Raw genomic sequence first — 20,927 nt, forward strand, 5'->3', positions numbered from 1 at the left:
TCACAGCCACTCCTGAAAAACCATGAAATTTCCCGGTAAACGCAAATCTAAACACTATTTCCCGGTGGACGCTCGCGATCCGCTGCTAAAGCAGATTCAACCCGAAAGTGAAACCAGCGCCGCCTGGGTTGTCGGTATCGACCAGACGCTGGTGGATATTGAAGCCAAAGTCGACGATGCGTTTATTCAGCGCTACGGTCTGAGCGCCGGGCATTCTCTGGTGATTGAAGATGACGTTGCCGAAGCGCTGTATCAGGAGTTGGTGCGGGAGAATCTGATTACCCATCAGTTTGCCGGTGGCACCATTGGCAACACCATGCACAACTACTCGGTGCTGGCGGACGATCGCTCGGTGCTGCTGGGCGTGATGTGCAGCAATATCGAAATCGGCGGCTACGCCTACCGCTATCTGTGCAACACCTCAAGTCGTACCGACCTGAACTACCTGCAGGGCGTGGAAGGGCCGATTGGCCGCTGCTTTACGCTTATCAGTGATTCCGGCGAGCGTACCTTCGCCATCAGCCCGGGCCATATGAACAAACTGCGCCCGGAGAGCGTGCCTGAATCGGTGATTGCCGGTGCGTCTGCGTTGGTGCTGACCTCCTATTTGGTACGCTGTAAGCCGGGTGAACCGATGCCTGAGGCAACCATGCAGGCCATCGCCTATGCGAAGAAATATGACGTGCCGGTGGTGCTGACGCTGGGGACCAAATTCGTGATCGCCGAAAGCCCGGAGTGGTGGCAGAGCTTTATCAAAGAGCACGTGTCGATTCTGGCGATGAACGAAGAAGAGGCAGAAGCGCTAACGGGCCTCAGCGACCCGCTGCAGGCGTCGGATAAGGCGCTCGACTGGGTAGATCTGGTGCTGTGCACGGCCGGGCCAACCGGGCTGTACATGGCGGGCTTCACCGAGAACGACGCCAAGCGTAAAACGCAGCATCCACTGCTGCCGGGGGCGATTGCCGAGTTCAACCAGTACGAATTCAGCCGCGCGGTGCGCTTTAAAGATTGTCAGGACCCGCTGCGTATTTACTCGCACATTGCGCCGTTTATGGGCGGACCTGAGAAAATCATGAACACCAACGGCGCGGGCGACGGTGCGCTGGCTGCGCTGCTGCACGACATTACCGCCAACGCCTACCACCGTTCCAACGTGCCGAACTCCAGTAAGCACCAGCATAGCTGGCTGACCTACTCGTCGTTAGCGCAGGTGTGTAAGTATGCGAACCGGGTAAGCTATCAGGTGCTGAACCAGCATTCACCGCGCCTGACGCGCGGCCTGCCAGAGAAAGAAGATAGCCTCGAAGAGGCGTACTGGGAACGATAATTCGGCGGATTCCCGGGGTCGCTAGCGCTCGCCCGGGCTACTTCATCATGTAGCCCGGCCAAGCGAAGTGCCGCCGGGATCGTCATATCTACCCGCTAACCGCCTCACTCAACGGTGGCTCACTCAGCAGCCCCAGCATCGTTTTGGCAATTTCACGCTCGCCCATCACCACTTCATTGGCTCCGCGCTCGCTGATATAGGCCACTTCATCGTCGTAGTGCGCACGAGCGATAATCTCAAGATGCGGACACTTCTCGCGGGCGCTGGCGACAATCTCCCCGGCTTCGTAGCCGTTCGGAATGGTCAGCAGCAGCCAGCGGGCGCAGTCCAGATGCGCCAGGTCCATGATCTCTTCGTTCGCTGCATTACCCAGCACCGCACGAATACCGCGTTCGCGCAGCTCATCCACGCGGGTACGCGAGGTTTCGATAACCACCAGCGGGATGCCCTGCGCCATCAGCTTCTCGCCGAGCAGGCTGCCAACGCGACCGTAGCCGACCAGCAGCGCATGGTTACAGATATCCACCGGGATCTGCTTCTCGTCTTCCAGCGCCTCTTCCAGCGTCTGCTCCTCAAGGGTTTCCGTTTTCTCGAGGTATTTTTCCAGCACCGAGAACAGCACCGGGTTCAGCATAATGGAGAGGATAGCACCCGCCAGCACCAGATTCTGCCCCGACTGCGGCAACAGGCCCAGCGCCATGCCGAGGCCGGCAAGGATAAAGGCAAATTCACCAATCTGCGCCAGGCTGGTGGCGATGGTCAGTGCCGTACGCTGCGAGTGGCCGAACAGGCGCACCAGGCCGAAGGCCGCCAGAGATTTGCCGAAGATGATGATGGCAAGCGTTGCCAGCACTGCCAGCGGCTGCTCAATCAGAATCAGCGGGTCGAACAGCATACCGACGGAGACGAAGAACAAGACCGCGAACGCATCGCGTAGCGGCAGCGTATCGTGGGCAGCACGATGGCTCAACTCGGATTCGTTCAGCACCATCCCGGCGAAGAACGCGCCCAGCGCAAAGGAGACATCGAACAACTCAACCGCGCCGAAGGCAATCCCCAGCGCCAGCGCCAGCACCGACAGCGTAAACAGTTCACGAGAACCGGTTGCGGCGCTGCGGGAGAGGATCCACGGCACCAGACGGCGGCCAACCAGCATCATAATGGCGATAAACGCCACCACTTTACCGATGGTGATGGCCATATCAATCGCCAGTGAAGCGAAGCCGATATTCTCTTTTTCCATCATGCCGGCGACGGCTGGCAGCAGCACCAGGGTCAGCACCATTACCAGGTCTTCAACAATCAGCCAGCCGATGGCGATTTGCCCGCGCTGACTATCGATAAGCTGTCGTTCCTCCAGCGCGCGTAACAGCACCACGGTACTGGCGGTGGAGAGACACAGACCAAAAACGATACCGGTCATCATCGACCAGCCTAAGAAGGTGGAGAGCAGCATGCCGAGCAGAGTGGCGACGGCTATCTGCGCAATCGCTCCGGGGATGGCTATTGACTTTACCGCCATCAGATCCTTGAGCGAGAAATGGAGACCCACGCCAAACATCAGCAGAATAACGCCTAATTCCGCCAGTTCAGGGGCCAGTTTGGTATCAGCGACAAATCCTGGAGTAAACGGTCCGGCCAGTACGCCCGCTAACAAATATCCTACCAGTGGAGAAATTCTTAACTTATTGGCAATCATGCCAAGGAAAAAAGCGAGCACAAGGCCACCAACAATGGTGGTGATTAGCGGTGTGGCGTGATGCATTCCGTCTCCTTTCGTCGTGATGCGTGGTCCCATTTTTGGCGCAGAATGCCGGAACAGCCTGAAAACCAAAAAACCTTGTAATAGTTTATGACAATTCCGGTCATTTTGTTTGTGAATAATTCTTGAATTTAACTAAAAATTTGAATTTTGAGGAGTAAATGGCACAAATAAGAAAGTTGAATGCGGGAAGTCAGAGGAGACGTGTGCTTGCGGGAGGAAGAAGGCAGCCAAAACAGACGTTTGGCTGCCCGGAAATCAGTGTTTTTGGCGGTTATCAGGTAAGAATATAGTCAACATACCGATTAATGGTAGGAAGGCGCATATTTTATACACCAGGTCGATGCTGGTGTGGTCCGCAATCAGCCCCAGCACCGCGGCACCCAGGCCACCCATCCCAAAGGCGAAACCGAAGAACAGCCCAGAAACCATGCCGATACGGCCCGGTAACAGCTCCTGCGCGTACACCAGGATGGCGGAAAACGCCGAGGCGAGGATAAATCCAATAATCACCGTCAAAATTCCCGTCCACCAAAGGGTGGCGTAGGGTAAAAGGAGGGTAAACGGCGCTACGCCGAGGATAGAGCCCCAAATAACATATTTACGGCCAATCTTATCACCCACTGGCCCGCCAATCACGGTCCCTGCGGCAACCGCAAACAGGAAGGCAAAGAGATGAATCTGGGCGTTTTGTACCGATAATCCGAATTTTTGCATCAGATAAAAGGTGTAGTAGCTGCTAATACTCGCCATATAGAAGTATTTGGAGAAAATCAGCATCAGCAGAATGAAAACGGCCAGCACCACTTTATTTTTCGGCAGCGGATTAACGATAACGGTTTTAGGTTTGCCTTTCGCTAAACGATGCTGCGCCGCGTACCAGCGGCTAACCTGCGCCAGAACGACGATTGCCAGCAGCGCGGCCAGTACGAACCAGGCGACGTTGCCTTTACCGTAAGGCGCGATAATCACCGCCGCCAACAATGGCCCCAGCGAGCTGCCGAAGTTGCCGCCCACCTGGAAGATGGACTGCGCCAGGCCGTGACGACCGCCGGAGGCCATACGCGCCACGCGGGAGGACTCCGGGTGGAACACCGATGAACCGGTGCCGACCAGCGCTGCCGCCAGCAGAACCCCGCCGAAGCTGCTCGCCAGCGCCAGCAGCACCAGGCCGCTTAGGGTAAAGCACATGCCGACCGGTAGCGACCATGGCATAGAGCGTTTATCGGTGATATAGCCGATAACCGGCTGGAACAGCGATGAGGTGAGCTGGAAGGTCAGGGTAATCATCCCGATCTGCACGAAGCTGAGCGAAAACTCCGACTGAAGCAGCGGATAGATCGCCAGAATCAACGACTGAATCATATCGTTGAGCAGATGGGAGAGGCTTATTGCCCCCAGAATACCAAATGAGGTACGACCCTTCTGCGAAGACGCAGACGGGCCAGGCCGCGTAGGGCTGGTTTCAGAAATTGCCATAGATTCCACTTGTAATTAATAGTGCGATGTTGGGGATATACGCTTTAATAATAATTATCAGACTAAGATACCTGCCTAAGACGTTTGAAGGAAGTCTCATTTCTGAAAACAAATTAGACTAATATTTCAGAGCATTGTAATTTCGGCGATGGTTATTCACTCAGGGAGAGAAACATGCATTTCGTCAAACGGGGCGTGGCGCTGGCGATGCTGTCTGCATTGTCTTTAGTCAGCTTACCTTCTCAGGCTTATCAGCAAGATAAAACCTATAAAATCACCATCCTGCATACCAACGATCATCACGGCCATTTCTGGCGCAGCGAATACGGCGAATATGGACTGGCGGCGCAAAAAACGCTGGTGGACGGCATTCGTAAAGAGGTGGCGGCTGAAGGGGGAAGCGTGTTGCTGCTCTCCGGCGGCGATATTAACACCGGGGTTCCGGAGTCCGACCTTCAGGATGCCGAGCCAGATTTCCGCGGCATGAACCTGGTGGGCTACGATGCGATGGCCGTGGGTAACCACGAATTCGATAATCCGATGAGCGTGCTGCGCCAGCAGGAAAAATGGGCCAAATTCCCGTTCCTCTCTGCCAACATCTATCAGAAAAGCACCGGCGAACGCCTGTTTAAACCCTGGGCGATTTTCAAACGCCAGGATCTTAAAATTGCCGTTATTGGCTTAACCACCGATGACACCGCCAAAATTGGCAACCCGGAATATTTCACCGATATTGAATTCCGCAAACCGGCGGAAGAAGCCAAAGTTGTGATTCAGGAGTTGCAGCAAAAAGAGAAGCCGGATCTGATTCTGGCCACGACCCACATGGGCCATTACGATAACGGCGAGCACGGTTCCAACGCGCCGGGCGATGTCGAAATGGCGCGCAGCCTGCCCGCGGGTTCGCTGGCGATGATTGTGGGTGGTCACTCACAGGATCCGGTCTGCATGGCATCGGAGAATAAAAAGCAGGTCGACTACGTGCCGGGCACCCCGTGCGCGCCGGACAAACAGAACGGTATCTGGATTGTGCAGGCGCATGAGTGGGGCAAATACGTTGGTCGCGCCGACTTTGAGTTCCGCAATGGTGAGATGAAACTGGTGCACTATCAGCTGATTCCGGTGAACCTGAAGAAAAAGGTCACCTACGATAACGGGCAGAGTGAGCGCGTACTTTACACGCCACAAATCCCGGAAAATCCGCAGATGCTCTCGCTGTTAACGCCGTTCCAGAGTAAAGGCAAAGCGCAGTTGGATGTGAAAGTGGGTAGCGTCAACGGGCATCTGGAAGGGGATCGTAGCAAGGTTCGCTTTGTGCAAACCAATATGGGACGACTGATTCTCGCCGCACAGATGGCGCGCACTGGCGCTGACTTTGGCGTGATGAGCGGCGGCGGCATTCGTGATTCCATCGAGGCGGGAAATATCACCTACAAGAGCGTGCTGAAAGTGCAGCCGTTTGGCAACGTGGTGGTGTACGCCGATATGAACGGCAAAGAGGTCACTGAGTATCTGACCGCTGTCGCCCAGATGAAGCCGGATTCCGGTGCTTATCCGCAGTTTGCTAACGTGAGCTTTGTGGCCAAAGATGGGCAGCTTCAGGATCTGAAAATCAAAGGTGAACCGGTCGACCCAGCGAAAACCTATCGCATGGCGACCTTGAGCTTTAACGCTACCGGCGGCGATGGCTATCCGAAGATTGATAGTAAACCGGGATATGTGAATACCGGGTTTATCGATGCCGAGGTGCTCAAGCAGTATATTGAGCAGAACTCACCGTTAGATGTGAATGCTTACGAACCGAAAGGGGAAGTGAGCTGGCAGTAAGGTTTGAGTCTTTATTCCCTCTCCCCGTTGGGGAGAGGGTTAGGGTGAGGGGGACAAGCCGCACCCATCAATCCCGACGCGCAATATCCGCAAACGTCGCGCCAAGAATCTTCGCTAAGTCTACCGCCGCCAGTTCAATATCCAGCCCGCGCTTGCCGCCGGAAACATAGATGGTGGCAAACTCCTGCGACGGCGCATCAATCACCGTTGGCAGACGCTTTTTCTGCCCCAGCGGGCTAATGCCGCCCACCAGATAACCGGTCACGCGCTGCGCCACCATTGGGTCGGCCATATCGACCTTTTTGGCGCCTAACGCCTTGGCCACTTTCTTCAAATCCAACTGCCCGGCAACCGGCGTCACCGCCACGGCGAGCTGTTTCATGTCGCCGTTCATTGCCACCAGCAGGGTTTTGTAAACCTGGTCGGCATTCAGTCCTAATTTACGCACCACTTCGTCGCCAAAGTTGGTCTCATGCGGATCGTGATCGTAGGCGTGGATGTTGAACGGGATCTTGTTCTTTTCGAGTAGTTTAACTGCGGGAGTCATAACGTTCCTTCTTACTACAGACGTGATATGCAGCCAGCATACGCCCAAAAATGCACTAAAAAATAGTATAATCTTGCGCAATAGGTATTGGCAGTTGCGGCAACTTTGAGCGACAATCGAAAGATCCGGAGTGCGAACTCCGGGATAATAATAATGATGAAATTCCTCTTTGACGGGCCAATAGAGATATTGGCCATTTTTTTATCCCAGCATCTGCGGCAGGTTACCTTCCCCGTACAAATGTAGCGCCCCTACGGCGACCACGTAGCGCCCCGGCGGCAGCGCCAGCAGCGCATCGCGCCAGGCCTCATTGCGTTTCACCATCAACACATCATACAGCGACTGGCTAAAGGTATTGGGCAGCGAAGCCGTACCGTTGGACGGCGGCTGTTCTAACCACCAGCCGATCATCACCTGCAGCAGCCGGGCGTTGGTATGCCAGTGCGTCAGCGTATCGTCGAGCAGCGCCATGCCGCCGTCGGGGAGTTCGCAGAGCAGCGCTATCTGACTGTCGGCCCCTTCCAGTTCCTGCACCGGCAGCGACGTTTCGCGGGCCGCCTGCAGCAACTGGTAGTCAATGCCGTAATCCGGGCGCAGCCCCAGCTTTTGCGCCTGAGTGGCCTGCAGCACCATCGCCACCTGCCACAGCGGCTGGGTATCAAAGCGATACAGCGGCATGCCCAGTTCGTCGCTGAGTTTTTCAAGCTGGCTAAACTGCGCTGCGCTGAGCCGTTCGCGCAGCGGCGGGTATTCTGGCAGGTCGCTGAAGGGCGTTTCGTTACCCGAGATATCCGCTTCAACAATAAGCGCATCGGCCTGATGAAGTTTTTTCAGAAGCTTAGCGGGAAGGGGGGCCATGTCGCGAGTCCCCATATGAATGCTGCCCACCAGATGCAGGTGGCGGCCGCCGGGCAAGGTGACGTCCAGCGCAGGCCAGCTGTAGGGTGAACCGCGCAGCGTGCGCCACAGGCGTTGTAGTTGATTTAACAGGCTCATCCGCGCTCCCTGGAAGGAAAATCTCATGCTAGCGCGATGGGGGAAAAGGTGCAAACGCGTCCCTCCCGATGGCGGGAGGGACGGTGGGTTACTGCTTAGGTTTGAAGCGCAGCAGGCGGTTAGCGTTGCTCACCACCGTAATGGAGGAGAGCGCCATCGCCGCCCCGGCAACCACCGGGTTCAGCAGCGTGCCGGTCAGCGGCCAGAGGATCCCGGCGGCAATCGGAATGCCCAGCGAGTTATAGATAAACGCCCCGAGCAGGTTCTGCTTCATATTCCGCAGCGTGGCGCGGGAAATGGCCAGCGCATCGGCGACGCCGACCAGGCTATGGCGCATCAGCGTAATCGCCGCGGTTTCAATTGCCACATCGCTGCCGCCGCCCATGGCGATACCGACGTCGGCCTGCGCCAGCGCTGGCGCATCGTTGATACCGTCACCGACCATCGCCACCTTCTGGCCCTGCGCCTGCAGATCTTTAATCGCCTGCGCTTTCCCGTCCGGCAGTACCCCGGCAATCACCTCATCAATACCTGCTTCCTTGGCAATCGCGTTGGCGGTGACAGGGTTATCCCCGGTCAGCATCACCAGACGATAGCCTTCGCGGTGCAGGCGCTGCAGCGCGGCAACGCTATCGCTGCGCAGCGGGTCGCGAATGGCGAACAGCGCGGCGGCTTTACCGTCGATCGCCAGCAGCACCGGCGTGGCGCCCTGAGCGGCCTGCTGAGCCATCTCATCGTCCAGTTCGCGAGTCACGACCTGATGTTCATGCAGCAGCGCCTGGTTACCGAGCAGCAGGGTGTGACCGTCGGATTCACCGCTCACGCCCAGCCCACGTAAGGTGCGGAAGGCGCTAACCTGCGGCAGTGATTTCTCGGCGGCTTTCTCCACAATCGCGCGGGCCAGCGGGTGGTTCGAGCCCTGTTCCAATGCGGCGGCGAGACGCAGGGCGGTGGCTTCGCTAATCGCCCCGAGGGTTTTGACCGCAACGACCTGCGGTTTGCCTTCGGTCAGGGTACCGGTTTTATCAAACACCAGGGTGGTTAGCTCACTGGCGCGCTGGAGTGCATCGGCATCACGTACCAGTACGCCGTACTCTGCGGCGCGGCCGACGCCGGCAATAATCGACATCGGCGTTGCCAGACCTAGCGCACACGGACAGGCGATAATCAGTACCGTCGTGGCGATAACCAGGGTGTAGACAATCTGTGGTGCCGGGCCAAAGAAGTACCAGATAGCGGCGCTGAAAATCGCAATCGCCACTACCACCGGCACGAACACGGCGGAGATTCTATCTGCCAGTTGGCCGATTTCCGGCTTGCTGCTCTGCGCCTGACGCACCATCTTAATAATGCGCGACAGCGTGGTGTGGCTGCCGACGGCGCTGGCGCGGAACTGTACCGAACCATCTTCTACGACGGTACCGGCATGAATACTGTCGCCGTCGCCTTTTTGCTGCGGGATTGGCTCACCGGTCAACATGGCTTCATCAAACCAGGCTTCGCCCTGGGTAATTTCACCGTCAACCGGAACGCGGTCGCCGGTTGCCAGACGTAAGATCATGCCCGGCTGAACGTCGGCCAGCGGCACGGTTTTTTCACCGTCTTCCGTGACCACGCGGGCGGTCGGCGGTGTGAGGTCGAGCAGTTTTTCCAGCGCCCGGGAGGAGCGCTGACGTGCGCGCGCTTCCAGCATATGCCCGAGGTTTATCAGGCCGATAATCATGGCGCTGGCTTCGTAATAGAGGTGGCGGGCTTCCATCGGGAACCACTGCGGCCACAGGTTAACGCTTATCGAGTAGAGCCACGCGACGCCGGTACCTAAGGCGACGAGGGTATCCATCGTTGCGGTACGGTTCTTCAGGCTTTTCCATGCGCTGGTGTAAAAATGACCACCGGCAAATACCATCACTGCCAGGGTGACGAGACCGATGACCAGCCACAGAGAGCGGTTATCGTCGGAGACCATCATGTTGTCGCCGATCATCCCCCAGACCATCACCGGAACGCCGACCAGCAGGGCGACAATCGCCTGCCAGCGAAAACGTTTCATGGTCGCCAGTGCGGTTTCCTGCTGACGTTCGCGGCGCTTGAGATCGTCCTCAATCGCTTCCGCGCCGTATCCCGCTTTTTCCACCGCCTGGACTAAATCACCGGCGGAGGCGCTACCCATGACCAGGGCCGTGCGCTCCGCCAGGTTTACCCGTGCCTGTACGACGCCCGGTACGGCCTGCAACGCATTTTGTACCCGGGAAACGCAGCTGGCGCAGCTCATACCGTTGATCAGCAATTGTTGGCTGTCATCCAGTTCCTGCGCTGCCGGAAGCTCAGGGGTGGCCGCTGTCAGTGCTTCCGACGGGAGTGATGACTCTGCCAGCGGTTTAGCCTTTGGGTGGCTTAACTCAGCACCATAACCGGCTTGTTTAATGGTTTCGATCAGCGCTTCAGCGCTGGCGCTACCGGTCACGTGCGCGGCTTCGATAGTCACTTCCGCATGGTCAACGTCAGAACGCTGCTCCAGGCTCTCTTTCACGCGTTTCACGCAGTGGCCACAGGACAAACCGTCCAGGGCTAGATCGATGGTTTGAGACATATCACTTTCCTCAATAATGGATGACCAAATTCACCTTATGGTCTACAGTTGTGAAGGTTAAACCTTCCAGCAAGGGGAAGGTCAAGGGGGAAATGTGAATATCAGTGATGTTGCCAAAAAAACCGGTTTAACCAGCAAAGCGATTCGCTTTTATGAAGAGAAGGGTCTGGTCACGCCGCCGCTGCGCAGTGAAAACGGCTACCGCAGCTACACGCAGAAACACCTTGATGAGTTTACGCTACTGCGCCAGGCGCGGCAGGTAGGGTTTAATCTGGAAGAGTGCGGCGAGCTGGTGAATCTGTTTAACGATCCAAAGCGTCACAGTGCCGACGTGAAGGCCTATACGCTGCAAAAGGTGGCGGATATCGAACGCCATATCAGCGACCTGCAGGCGATGCGCGATCAGCTGCTTTCGCTGGCAGCGTCCTGCCCGGGAGATGACAGCGCCGATTGTCCGATTATTGATAATCTTTCCGGCTGCTGTCACCGTAAAACCCAGGCCTGACGATTAGCGAGGAGGGGAGAGCCTGATTCGCAGGACGATCCCTTCCACCGCAATCACCTCTACTTTACTGCCGGCAGGCAGGTCGTCATCGGCGGCAACCGGCCAGGAGCTATCGCCGACCCGCATATGGCCGCGCCCGTTAACCAGCGCGTTATCCAGCGTAAAGCGCTGGCCCAGCAGTTGCTGGCCGCGCTGGTTAAGCTGGCCTTCAGCCGGGCGCTGACGGTTCGTACGGCGGCTCAACCACTTCCACCACAGCCAGGCTGCCAGCAGCGTAAGCACGGCAAACAGCGTGCCCTGCCACTCCCAGCCGATAGGCAACAGCCAGGTGATGATGCCGGTGACCGCCGCCGCCACGCCGCTCCACAGCAGGTAACCGCTGCCGCCGAGCATTTCTGCTGCCAGCAGCAGGCCGCCCAGGCTCAGCCAGAAGAGATGCGGGTGCGTGAGCACCAGGGCAATCATGATGATTTCCGTTCGCTGGCGCTGTCTTTAATCAGCTCGGCGATCCCGGCGATTGAGCCCATCAGGCTGCTGGCATCCAGCGGCATCATCACCACTTTGCTGTTATTGGCGGAGCCAATCTGCTGCAGCGCATCGGTATATTTCTGCGCCACAAAGTAGTTCACCGCCTGAATGTCGCCGGCGGCAATCGCCTCGGATACCATCTTGGTTGCCGTGGCTTCCGCCTGCGCTGAACGCTCACGCGCTTCCGCCTGCAGGAACGCCGACTGGCGCTCACCTTCTGCGGTCAGGATCTGCGCCTGTTTTTCACCTTCGGCTTTGACGATTTGTGCCTGGCGAATCCCCTCCGCTTCGAGGATATAGGCACGCTTGGTACGTTCGGCCTTCATCTGCGCGTTCATAGCGTCGATAAGTTCTGCCGGTGGGCGTACGTCGCGAATCTCGATACGGGTGATTTTGATGCCCCAAGGATTGGTCGCTTCATCGACGATATGCAGCAGACGCGTGTTGATGTTGTCACGCTGGGAGAGCATTTCGTCGAGCTCCATCGACCCGAGGACGGTACGAATGTTGGTCATCGTCAGGTTGATGATGGCGAGTTCAAGGTTGCTGACCTCATAGGCCGCTTTTGGCGCATCGATCACCTGAATAAAGCAAACGGCATCAATCGAGACGTTGGCGTTATCTTTAGAGATGACTTCCTGGGAAGGAATATCGAGCACCTGCTCCATCATATTGATTTTGCGGCCGATGCGATCCATAAACGGCACCACCAGGCTTAAACCAGGGTGCAGGGTTTTGGTGTAGCGACCAAAACGTTCGACCGTCCATTGGTAGCCCTGAGGCACAACTTTGACGCCCGCCGCGACAATCACCAGCGCGACGAAGATAAGAACCGGGATAAATATCAGCATAAAACCTCCTGTTTAACTGTCCGTAACCTGTTCAAGTATATCGGCTATGCAGGGGAAATTCGCCCCCTGAAATAAATAGGGGTTACACTAGAGCCACAAAAGTCAGCTTCAGGACAAAATAAAGCAATGAAGGAAAATAGCGCGATTTTACAGCTTGAGCAGGTGAGCTTTCATATTGGCGAGAAAACGGTCCTTGATAAGATTAATTTAAGCGTGGCCCCCGGTGAGTTTAAGCTGATTACCGGGCCCTCCGGCTGCGGCAAAAGCACCTTATTAAAAATTATCGCCTCGCTGCTGTCACCTACCTCCGGGACGATTTTGTTTGAGGGTAAAGATATCAACGCGCTGACCCCAGAGGCTTACCGCCAGCAGGTTTCCTACTGTGCACAAACCCCGGCGCTGTTTGGCGATACGGTCTACGACAACTTTATTTTCCCCTGGCAAATACGTAATCAAAATCCTGAACCGGATCGTTTTTTGACGCAACTGGCGCAGTTTGGCCTGCCGGAAGAGACGCTGTCGAAATCGATTAACGATCTCTCCGGCGGGGAAAAGCAGCGGGTGTCGCTCATTCGTAACCTGCAATTTTTACCCAAAGTGCTGCTGCTGGATGAAATTACCAGCGCACTGGACGAGCAAAATAAAAAGAACGTGAACGAGATTATTCATCAGTATGTGCGTGACCAGCAGGTTGCGGTGCTGTGGGTGACCCACGATAAAGATGAAATTAGCCATGCGGATGAAGTGGTGACGCTGCCTTCGCATCTGGAGGCGGTCAATGAATAGCGAACATATCATCACTAACCAGTCGCTGGCGCTGTCAATGGTGTTGGTGCTGGTTGCCATCCTGGTCAGCTACCGGGAAAAGCTGGCGCTGGAAAAAGACATTATCTGGAGTATCTGCCGGGCGGTGGTGCAACTGATTATCGTTGGCTACGTGCTGAAGTATATCTTCAACGTTAACCATGCGGTGCTGACGCTATGCATGGTGCTGTTCATCTGCTTCAACGCGGCGTACAACGCGCAAAAGCGCAGCAAATATATCGATAAAGCGTTTGTGTCATCATTTATTGCCATTACTACCGGCGCGGGGCTAACGCTGGCGGTGCTGGTGTTCTCCGGCTCGATTGCCTTTGTGCCGATGCAGGTGATCCCGATTTCCGGGATGATTGCCGGTAACGCGATGATTGCGGTGGGGCTGTGCTACAACAACCTGGGGCAGCGTTTTAGCGCCGAGCAGCAGCAGATTCAGGAGAAGCTAAGCCTGGGGGCAACGCCAAAAATGGCGTCGGCGCGGTTGATTCGCGAAAGTATTCGCGCGTCGCTGATCCCTACCGTGGACTCGGCGAAAACCGTGGGATTGGTGAGTCTGCCGGGGATGATGTCCGGGCTGATTTTTGCCGGTATCGACCCGGTAAAAGCGATTAAGTATCAGATTATGGTAACGTTTATGCTGCTCTCAACCGCCAGCCTGTCGACCATTATTGCCTGTTATCTGACCTACCGGAAGTTTTACAACGCTCGCCACCAGTTGGTGGTGACGCAGTTGAAAAACCGCACATAAATCATGATATAGCCGTTTCGTAGCCCGGCCAAGCGAAGCGCCGCCGGGGATCCCCCGGAGTCAGCGCGCTGCGCTTCGTCCGGGCTACGAACGGCAGATTATGCGACGGTGGTGTTAGTACAGCAGCGAATACAGCTGACGACGATACTTCGACGCCAACGCATCACCGGTACCCAGCGCCGCCAGAATTTCCTGCAGCATTTTGCGCGCCTGACCGTCCGCCGCGCCTAAATCTTTGCGCAGATGGCTGAACAGCAGCTCCAGCGCCTCTTCGTTACGGCCCACCTGATGCAGCTGAAGTGCTAGCTTCGAGGCCAACGCCGCGTCGTCTGGGTTAGCCGCTACTTCTTGCTGCAACTGCTGAATTTCCGGCGTGTCTGCCGCCTGCTTCAGCAGCTCAATCTGCGCAACCAGCCCTTGATAACGGGTGTCCTGATCCTGCAGTGGAATGGTTTTCAGCACCGCTTCCGCCTCTTCTGAACGGTTAAGCGCAATTTGCGTTTCCGCCAGCAGTAGACCAATCTGGCTGTCCTGACCGGAGAGCTGCCAGGCATCTTTCAGCAGCGGCAGCGCGTCGGCATGGTTGCCTTCCTGAATCAGCGCCAGCGCCTGCTGTGCTTTCAGCTCTTCTTCACGAGGCAGCACTTTATCGAGCAGTGCGCGAATCGCTTCTTCCGGCTGAGGGCCCTGGAAGCCGTCAACCGGCTGACCGTTCTGGAACAGGTAAACGGTCGGGATGGATCGCAGGCCAAACTGAGAGGCGACCATTTGCTCGGCGTCGCAGTCGACCTTCGCCAGAATAAACTGACCGTTGTACTGCGCGGCCAGATTTTCCAGCACCGGCGTCAGATCCAGGCAGTGCTGGCTACGGTCTGACCAGAAGTAGAACAGCACCGGTGTGGTAACGGACTGCTCCAGCGTCTGGTGGAGATTAGCTTCAGTAATGTTGACGATATTCTGTACGGACATAAGTCTTTCTCTGTAGTCGGGTTATATTCGAGATGGGGGCAAAAGCGTCGGCTTCAACTTAGCCCTGCAGAATTTTGTCCATCGCGCGCCCCGGCAGCAGGCGTTTCAGCCAGCCAACCGCGTGGGTGACCAGGGTGACCGGATAGCGCAGCTTCGGTTTATCGCTGATAAACGCATGGCGAACTTTCTCCACCACCGCGTCCGGGCCAAGAGTGAAGCGCGCGGCAATGCCGGGATTCTCCACCGGCTTATCACTGGTCTGGTTAACGTTTTCCGTAAAGCGGGTGCGAATGGGGCCGGGTTCAATCAGGCTGACCTTCACCCCCGTATGGCGCAGCTCCATGCGCAGCGCATCGGACCAGGCCTCCAGCGCATATTTGCTGGCGGCATAGGCGCCACGGCCCGGGGTGGAAATCAGCCCCATCACCGATGAAGTCATGACGATACGGCCTTCACCGTGCGGGATCATCGCCGGCAGCAGGCGCATGGTCAGCTGGTGGACGCCGAAAAAGTTGGCGGAAAACTGCTGCACCATCTGCGCGCGGCTGATGCTCTCCAGCGGGCCATAGACGCCATATCCGGCGTTATTAAACAGGCCAAACAGGCGGTTATTGGTCAGGGCGATGACCTGCTCCGCGGCGTTATCGACGCTTTCCGGGCTGTCGAGGTCGAGCAATATTCCGGTAAACCCCATGCCGTTCATGCGCTTCACATCATCGGGTTTGCGGCAGGCGGCCAGTACGCGAAAGCCCTGGCGTTTCAGTTCTAACGCGCTTTCGAGGCCAATCCCGCTGGAACATCCTGTAATTAAGACCGATTTTTGCATAACTTTACCTGAAGACACCGCTTTACTTTCCGGCATCGTGATTAACTAATGGAGCCAGGCGTGTCGCCATCCAGTCTGCAATAAACGGCTGGGCGTCACGATTGGGATGAATGCCATCATCCTGCATCCACTGCGGCTTGAGATAGACCTCTTCCATGAAGAAGGGCAGCAGTGGGATAGAAAACTCGCTGGCGAGCTGCGGATATACAGCGCTGAACGCCTCATTATAGCGGCGTCCGTAGTTTGCTGGCAGACGAATTTGCATTAATAACGGTTGGGCATGGGCGGCCTTTACCTGCTGCAAAATAGTACGCAGCGTTTTCTCGGTTTGCTGTGGTTGAAAACCGCGCAGGCCATCGTTGCCGCCGAGTTCAACCAGCACCCATTGCGGTTTATGCTGTTGCAGCAGCGCGGGCAGGCGTGCCAGCCCCTGGTCTGAGGTATCGCCGCTAATACTGGCGTTTACCACCGTAATGTCAGGCTGCCATTTATCGTTCAACAGCGCCGGCCAGGCCGTATTGGCCGCCATGCGATAGCCCGCGCTAAGGCTGTCGCCAAGCACTAACAGCGTGTCCGCCGCCGCGGCGCGCAGGCTAAACAGAATCAAAAACAGGACAGGCAAATGCCAGCGGAAAACGTACTTGAAGTGCATCATCTTAAGAAATCCGTCGGTCAGGGGGAGCATGAGCTTTCCATCCTTACCGGAGTTAACCTGATTGTCAAACCGGCGCAAACCCTTGCTTTAATTGGCGAGTCGGGTTCCGGGAAGTCGACGCTGCTGGCGATTCTGGCCGGGCTGGATGATGGCAGCGGCGGCGAGGTGAAGCTGCTGGGGCATCCGCTGGAGAAGCTCGATGAAGAGGCGCGAGCGCGGCTGCGTGCCCAGCATATCGGCTTTGTTTTTCAGTCTTTCATGCTGATCCCCACGCTGAACGCGCTGGAGAACGTCGAGCTGCCCGCGCTGCTGCGCGGGGAAAGCGACGGCCAAAGCCGCCAGGGGGCGAAGGCGCTGCTGGAACAGTTGGGGCTGGGCAAGCGCTTGCACCACCTTCCGGCGCAGCTTTCTGGTGGCGAGCAGCAGCGCGTGGCGCTGGCTCGCGCCTTTAACGGTCGCCCGGATCTGCTGTTTGCCGACGAACCGACCGGTAACCTCGACCGTCAGACCGGGGATAAAATCGCCGACCTGTTGTTCTCGCTCAACCGTGAACACGGCACCACATTGATTCTGGTGACCCACGATGCGCAGCTTGCCGCGCGCTGCGACCGACGGCTGCGGCTGGTCGACGGGCAGCTACGGGAGGAGGCATGATTTTACGCTGGTTCTGGCGGGAGTGGCGCTCGCCGTCGCTGCTGATTGTCTGGCTGGCGCTGAGCCTGGCGGTGGCCTGCGTGCTGGCGCTGGGCAGCATCAGCGACCGCATGGACAAAGGGCTCAATCAACAAAGCCGTGAGTATATGGCGGGCGACCGGGTGCTGCGCAGTTCTCGTGAAGTACCGGCGCAGTGGATTGAACGCGCGCGCGCTCAGGGGCTGACGGTTGGCGAACAGATCAACTTCTCCACCATGACCTGGGCGGGCGACACGCCGCAGCTTGCCGACGTGAAGGCGGTCGATGACAGTTACCCGCTGTATGGCGACCTGCAAACCGCACCCGCGGGCCTCAAACCGCAGGCGGGAACGGTGCTGCTTGCGCCCCGGCTGATGGCGCTGCTGAATCTGAAAACCGGCGATAACCTTGACGTTGGCGACGCCACGCTGCGCATTGCCGGGGAAGTGGTGCAGGAACCAGACAGCGGCTTTAACCCGTTCCAGATGGCGCCCCGGCTGATGATGAACCTGGCCGACGTGGCGAAAACCGGTGCCGTACAGCCCGGCAGCCGGGTAAGCTGGAGTTATAAATTTGCCGGCACCCCCGCGCAGCTTGCCAGCTATGAAAGCTGGCTGTTGCCACAGCTGAAGCCGGAACATCGCTGGATTGGCCCGGATCAGGACGACGGCGCGTTAGGCAAATCGCTGCAGCGCTCCCAGCAGTTCCTGCTGCTCTCCGCGCTGCTGACGCTGCTGCTGGCGGTCGCCGCCGTGGCGGTGGCCATGGGTCACTACTGCCGCAGTCGCTACGATCTGGTGGCGGTACTGAAAACGTTAGGTGCCGGGCGAGCGCAGCTGCGTAAGCTGATTATCGGTCAGTGGGTGCTGCTACTGGCGCTCTCAGCGCTGGCAGGTGGGGCGATGGGTCTGCTGTTTGAATCGGTGCTGCTGGCGCTACTTAAGCCAGTGCTGCCGTCGGCATTGCCTGCTGCCAGCGCCTGGCCGTGGCTGTGGGCCGTGGGGTCAATGACGGTGATCTCGCTGCTGGTCGGGTTACGTCCGTACCGATTGCTGCTGGCAACCCAGCCGCTGCGCGTGCTGCGTCAGGATATCGTTGCCAACGTCTGGCCGCTGAAAATCTATCTGCCGTTGGTCTGTATTGTCACCGTGGTGCTGCTGGCATGGCTGATGGGCGGTAGTCCGCTGCTGTGGTCGGTGCTGGCGGGTGCGGTAGTGCTGGCGGCGCTGTGCGGGCTGGTGGGCTGGCTGCTGCTGAAGGTGTTGAAGCGCCTCACTCTGCGCGCGCTGCCGCTGCGTCTGGCGGTGAATCGTCTGCTGCGCCAGCCGTGGTCGACGCTTAGCCAACTTGCAGCATTCTCGCTCTCGTTTATGTTACTGGCACTGCTGCTGGTGCTGCGCGGCGATCTGCTGGATCGCTGGCAGCAGCAGCTACCGCCGGAAAGCCCGAACTATTTCCTGATCAACATTGCCCCGGAACAGGTGAGTGAGGTGAAAACCTTCCTGGCGGAGCATCAGGTGATCCCGGCGGCGTTTTACCCGATCGTCCGCGCGCGCCTCACCCAGATCAACGGTCATAGCACCGAAGGGAATAAAGATGAATCGCTGAACCGCGAGCTGAACCTCACCTGGCAAAACCAACGGCCGCAGCATAACCCGCTGGTAGCGGGCGTCTGGCCGCCGAAAACCGGGGAAGTCTCTATTGAAGAAGGACTGGCGCAGCGGCTGAATATTGGCCTCGGCGATAGCGTAACCTTCACCGGTGATACTCAGGACTTTACGGCGAAGGTGAGCAGCATTCGCAAGGTGGATTGGGAAAGCCTGCGGCCGAACTTCTTCTTTATCTTCCCGGACGGCGCGCTGGACGGTCAGCCGCAGAGCTGGCTCACCAGCTTCCGCTGGGACCACGGTACAACGCTGCTGACACAGCTGAACCGCGAGTTTCCAACGGTGAGCCTGCTGGATATTGGCGCTATCTTAAAACAGGTTGGTCAAGTGCTGGCGCAGGTTAGCCGGGCGCTGGAGGTGATGGTGGTGCTGGTCACCGCCTGCGGCGTGCTGCTGCTATTGGCCCAGGTTCAGGTTGGCATGCGCCAGCGTCACCAGGAGCTGGTGGTCTATCGCACACTCGGTGCCGGAAAGTCTCTGTTGCGCCTGACGTTATGGGCGGAGTTTGCCCTGCTGGGGGCGATTTCCGGTCTGGTGGCGGCCATCGGCGCGGAGACCGCGCTGGCGATGCTGCAAACCAAGGTGTTTGATTTCCCGTGGTCACCGGACTGGCGGCTGTGGGTGGCGCTACCGCTTTGCGGGGCGCTGTTGCTGTCGCTGTGCGGTGGGGGATTGGGGCTGCGCCTGCTTAAGGGTAGGGCGCTGTTCCGTCAGTTTTCCAGCTAGCCATTTCCCCGGCGGCACTGCGCCGCCGGGTTTCCCTCTGTCCTCGCAAAATTGCTCATCCTTTCATCAACATGCCCGCATTAGGGCACCATTCGGTAATTCTGCTGTGCTAAGTCGCACGTTTCATTAAAAATCAGTCAGGTGCAATTTATTAATAAACGATAAGATTTATTTGCCAAATAGATGGCGCGTAATCTATCAAGGAAAAATAATGACTATAAAAATGAAAGCGCTGGCGATCTCGATCGGCGCTGCAGTGGCATTGACGTCTTTCGCATCCCAGGCTGAAATTACCCTGCTCAAGCAGGATCCTCAGGCTGGTAACCCGCTGAGCCGTCTGAACTTCACCGTGGGCGGGAGTATTCGTCCGCAGTTCCAGAACATGACCGGCAACGACGGTAAAAATGCCTATAAGCGTAACGGCTTTGATGGCGGCACCCGTTTCCGTTTCGCCGCTGACTACTACCTGTTTGATGATATCAGTTGGGTCAGCTACTACGAACTGGGTGTCAATATTCCAGCGGTCTTTGACTGGGATAACCACTACGCGGAAGGCGCGAACGACACCACCCGTCGTATGCTCTACACCGGCCTGAAGAGCGATACCTGGGGTACGCTGACCTTCGGTCAACAAAACAGCATCTACTACGATGTGGTCGGTGCGAAAACCGATATCTGGGACTATGACATGATTGGTCAGGCACCGGGTAATGGTATCAACGGTGACTACGATGGTTCTTACCGTACTCGTAAGTCACTGAAGTATAAGAAAACCGTAGGCGATGTAGATCTCTACGCTTCTTACCTGTTCAACGATGATCTGAACCTGAACAACGGCCTGCTGTACAAACGTAAAGGCGGCGGTTCACTGGGTGTGGATTACCATATCACTGACGATCTGAGCTGGGGTACGGCATGGAACTACACCCGTGCTGACATGAACACCACCTACAACAGCGAAAGCAAAACCTACGATCAGAACATCCTGGGTACCGCGCTGAGCTGGACGCCGGACAACTGGACCTTCTCCCTTGGCGGCGGCTGGTACCAGAACTTCATGACCACCAAAAAATCTTCCGTACATGATTACTTCGCGGGCGATGCGTGGGGCGTGGAATACTTCGCGGGTTACAAAATCCCAGTGGGTCAGTACGCGCTTAAATCCGTTCAGCCGTACTTCATGGGTGACCGTATTGAATACGTGAATGGTCGCAACTACCAGCGCATCGACAACGGCGTGGGTATCAGCTTCCAGCTGGATTACGGTTTCCGTGTTGACTACGAACACGTGTTTACCTCCAGCACCGATGATCTGGGTGATATGAACCTGGTTCGTCTGCGTTACGATTTCTAATCGTCAAAAAGGGCGGCAATTGCCGCCCTTTACCGGTATTGCAAACCGTGTAGCCCGGCCAAGCGCAGCGCCGCCGGGAATA

Annotated in this window: 18 protein-coding genes; 8 read left to right on the forward strand and 10 right to left on the reverse strand. The window is 57.2% G+C overall.

Features of this window, described 5'->3' with window-relative positions:
* Positions 1-22 precede the first annotated feature (22 nt).
* Positions 23-1,327: an inosine/guanosine kinase gene (locus AB2B48_RS23730; RefSeq protein WP_368300427.1), complete on the forward strand. Its 1,305-nt coding sequence runs from the start codon at positions 23-25 to the stop codon at positions 1,325-1,327.
* An 88-nt stretch (positions 1,328-1,415) separates the two neighbouring features.
* On the opposite strand, the gene ybaL is transcribed toward AB2B48_RS23730, so the two are convergent.
* Together ybaL and AB2B48_RS23740 are read right to left on the reverse strand one after the other, a co-directional pair.
* Complete coding sequence (gene ybaL / locus AB2B48_RS23735; protein WP_185667091.1) at positions 1,416-3,092, reverse strand: YbaL family putative K(+) efflux transporter; 1,677 nt, start codon at positions 3,090-3,092, stop codon at positions 1,416-1,418.
* 255 nt (positions 3,093-3,347) lie between these two features.
* Positions 3,348-4,568 (reverse strand): MFS transporter, encoded by a 1,221-nt coding sequence (locus AB2B48_RS23740; protein ID WP_185667090.1) that lies wholly within the window; start codon positions 4,566-4,568, stop codon positions 3,348-3,350.
* A 174-nt stretch (positions 4,569-4,742) separates the two neighbouring features.
* On the opposite strand from AB2B48_RS23740, the gene ushA reads away from it, so the two are divergent.
* Positions 4,743-6,395, forward strand: coding sequence for a bifunctional UDP-sugar hydrolase/5'-nucleotidase UshA (ushA, locus tag AB2B48_RS23745; RefSeq protein ID WP_368300428.1), 1,653 nt, complete (start codon positions 4,743-4,745; stop codon positions 6,393-6,395).
* A 67-nt stretch (positions 6,396-6,462) separates the two neighbouring features.
* On the opposite strand, the gene ybaK is transcribed toward ushA, so the two are convergent.
* The 3 genes from ybaK to copA all read right to left on the reverse strand — a co-directional run bounded on the left by ybaK (position 6,463) and on the right by copA (position 10,528).
* Positions 6,463-6,942: a Cys-tRNA(Pro)/Cys-tRNA(Cys) deacylase YbaK gene (ybaK, locus tag AB2B48_RS23750; protein ID WP_185667088.1), complete on the reverse strand. Its 480-nt coding sequence runs from the start codon at positions 6,940-6,942 to the stop codon at positions 6,463-6,465.
* Between the two features lie 201 nt (positions 6,943-7,143).
* Positions 7,144-7,938: a TraB/GumN family protein gene (locus tag AB2B48_RS23755; protein WP_368300429.1), complete on the reverse strand. Its 795-nt coding sequence runs from the start codon at positions 7,936-7,938 to the stop codon at positions 7,144-7,146.
* An 88-nt stretch (positions 7,939-8,026) separates the two neighbouring features.
* Entirely contained in the window at positions 8,027-10,528 is a 2,502-nt protein-coding gene (gene copA, locus AB2B48_RS23760; protein ID WP_368300430.1) for a copper-exporting P-type ATPase CopA, read from the reverse strand.
* Between the two features lie 94 nt (positions 10,529-10,622).
* Between copA and cueR the strand changes: the two genes are divergently transcribed.
* Complete coding sequence (gene cueR, locus AB2B48_RS23765) at positions 10,623-11,033, forward strand: Cu(I)-responsive transcriptional regulator (RefSeq protein WP_185667085.1); 411 nt, start codon at positions 10,623-10,625, stop codon at positions 11,031-11,033.
* A 3-nt stretch (positions 11,034-11,036) separates the two neighbouring features.
* Here the strand turns inward: cueR and AB2B48_RS23770 are convergent, their stop codons facing one another.
* Positions 11,037-11,498: an NfeD family protein gene (locus AB2B48_RS23770; RefSeq protein WP_185667084.1), complete on the reverse strand. Its 462-nt coding sequence runs from the start codon at positions 11,496-11,498 to the stop codon at positions 11,037-11,039.
* Entirely contained in the window at positions 11,495-12,412 is a 918-nt protein-coding gene (locus tag AB2B48_RS23775) for an SPFH domain-containing protein (RefSeq protein ID WP_035891812.1), read from the reverse strand. The genes AB2B48_RS23770 and AB2B48_RS23775 overlap by 4 nt, the downstream gene beginning before the upstream one ends.
* Before the next feature lie 126 nt (positions 12,413-12,538).
* Here AB2B48_RS23775 and fetA point away from each other — a divergent pair, with 126 nt between their 5' ends.
* Both fetA and fetB read left to right on the forward strand, forming a co-directional pair.
* Entirely contained in the window at positions 12,539-13,198 is a 660-nt protein-coding gene (gene fetA, locus AB2B48_RS23780) for an iron efflux ABC transporter ATP-binding subunit FetA (protein ID WP_368300431.1), read from the forward strand.
* Positions 13,191-13,976 (forward strand): iron efflux ABC transporter permease subunit FetB, encoded by a 786-nt coding sequence (fetB, locus tag AB2B48_RS23785; protein WP_333010202.1) that lies wholly within the window; start codon positions 13,191-13,193, stop codon positions 13,974-13,976. The genes fetA and fetB overlap by 8 nt, the downstream gene beginning before the upstream one ends.
* Before the next feature lie 114 nt (positions 13,977-14,090).
* On the opposite strand, the gene AB2B48_RS23790 is transcribed toward fetB, so the two are convergent.
* From AB2B48_RS23790 to tesA, 3 genes are read right to left on the reverse strand one after another with little or no spacing between them, the layout of a single operon-like run.
* A complete protein-coding gene (locus AB2B48_RS23790; RefSeq protein WP_185667081.1) occupies positions 14,091-14,945 on the reverse strand; it encodes a co-chaperone YbbN in 855 nt (284 codons plus the stop codon).
* A gap of 58 nt (positions 14,946-15,003) precedes the next feature.
* On the reverse strand, positions 15,004-15,807 hold the full coding sequence (locus AB2B48_RS23795; protein ID WP_223883158.1) for an SDR family oxidoreductase: 804 nt from the start codon (positions 15,805-15,807) through the stop codon (positions 15,004-15,006).
* On the reverse strand, positions 15,794-16,426 hold the full coding sequence (tesA, locus tag AB2B48_RS23800; RefSeq protein ID WP_185667079.1) for a multifunctional acyl-CoA thioesterase I/protease I/lysophospholipase L1: 633 nt from the start codon (positions 16,424-16,426) through the stop codon (positions 15,794-15,796). The genes AB2B48_RS23795 and tesA overlap by 14 nt, the downstream gene beginning before the upstream one ends.
* On the opposite strand from tesA, the gene ybbA reads away from it, so the two are divergent.
* The 3 genes from ybbA (at position 16,394) to AB2B48_RS23815 (ending at position 20,845) form a co-directional block, all read left to right on the forward strand.
* Complete coding sequence (ybbA, locus tag AB2B48_RS23805) at positions 16,394-17,080, forward strand: putative ABC transporter ATP-binding protein YbbA (RefSeq protein ID WP_368300432.1); 687 nt, start codon at positions 16,394-16,396, stop codon at positions 17,078-17,080. The genes tesA and ybbA overlap by 33 nt on opposite strands.
* On the forward strand, positions 17,077-19,491 hold the full coding sequence (ybbP, locus tag AB2B48_RS23810) for a putative ABC transporter permease subunit YbbP (protein WP_368300433.1): 2,415 nt from the start codon (positions 17,077-17,079) through the stop codon (positions 19,489-19,491). Before ybbA ends, ybbP begins: the two co-directional genes overlap by 4 nt.
* 211 nt (positions 19,492-19,702) lie before the next feature.
* The gene (locus AB2B48_RS23815; protein WP_185667076.1) at positions 19,703-20,845 is read left to right on the forward strand and encodes a porin; all 1,143 of its coding nucleotides are present in this window, start codon (positions 19,703-19,705) and stop codon (positions 20,843-20,845) included.
* Positions 20,846-20,927: the final 82 nt, after the last annotated feature.

Source organism: Kluyvera sichuanensis, from assembly GCF_040930405.1.
GTDB lineage: Bacteria > Pseudomonadota > Gammaproteobacteria > Enterobacterales > Enterobacteriaceae > Kluyvera > Kluyvera sichuanensis.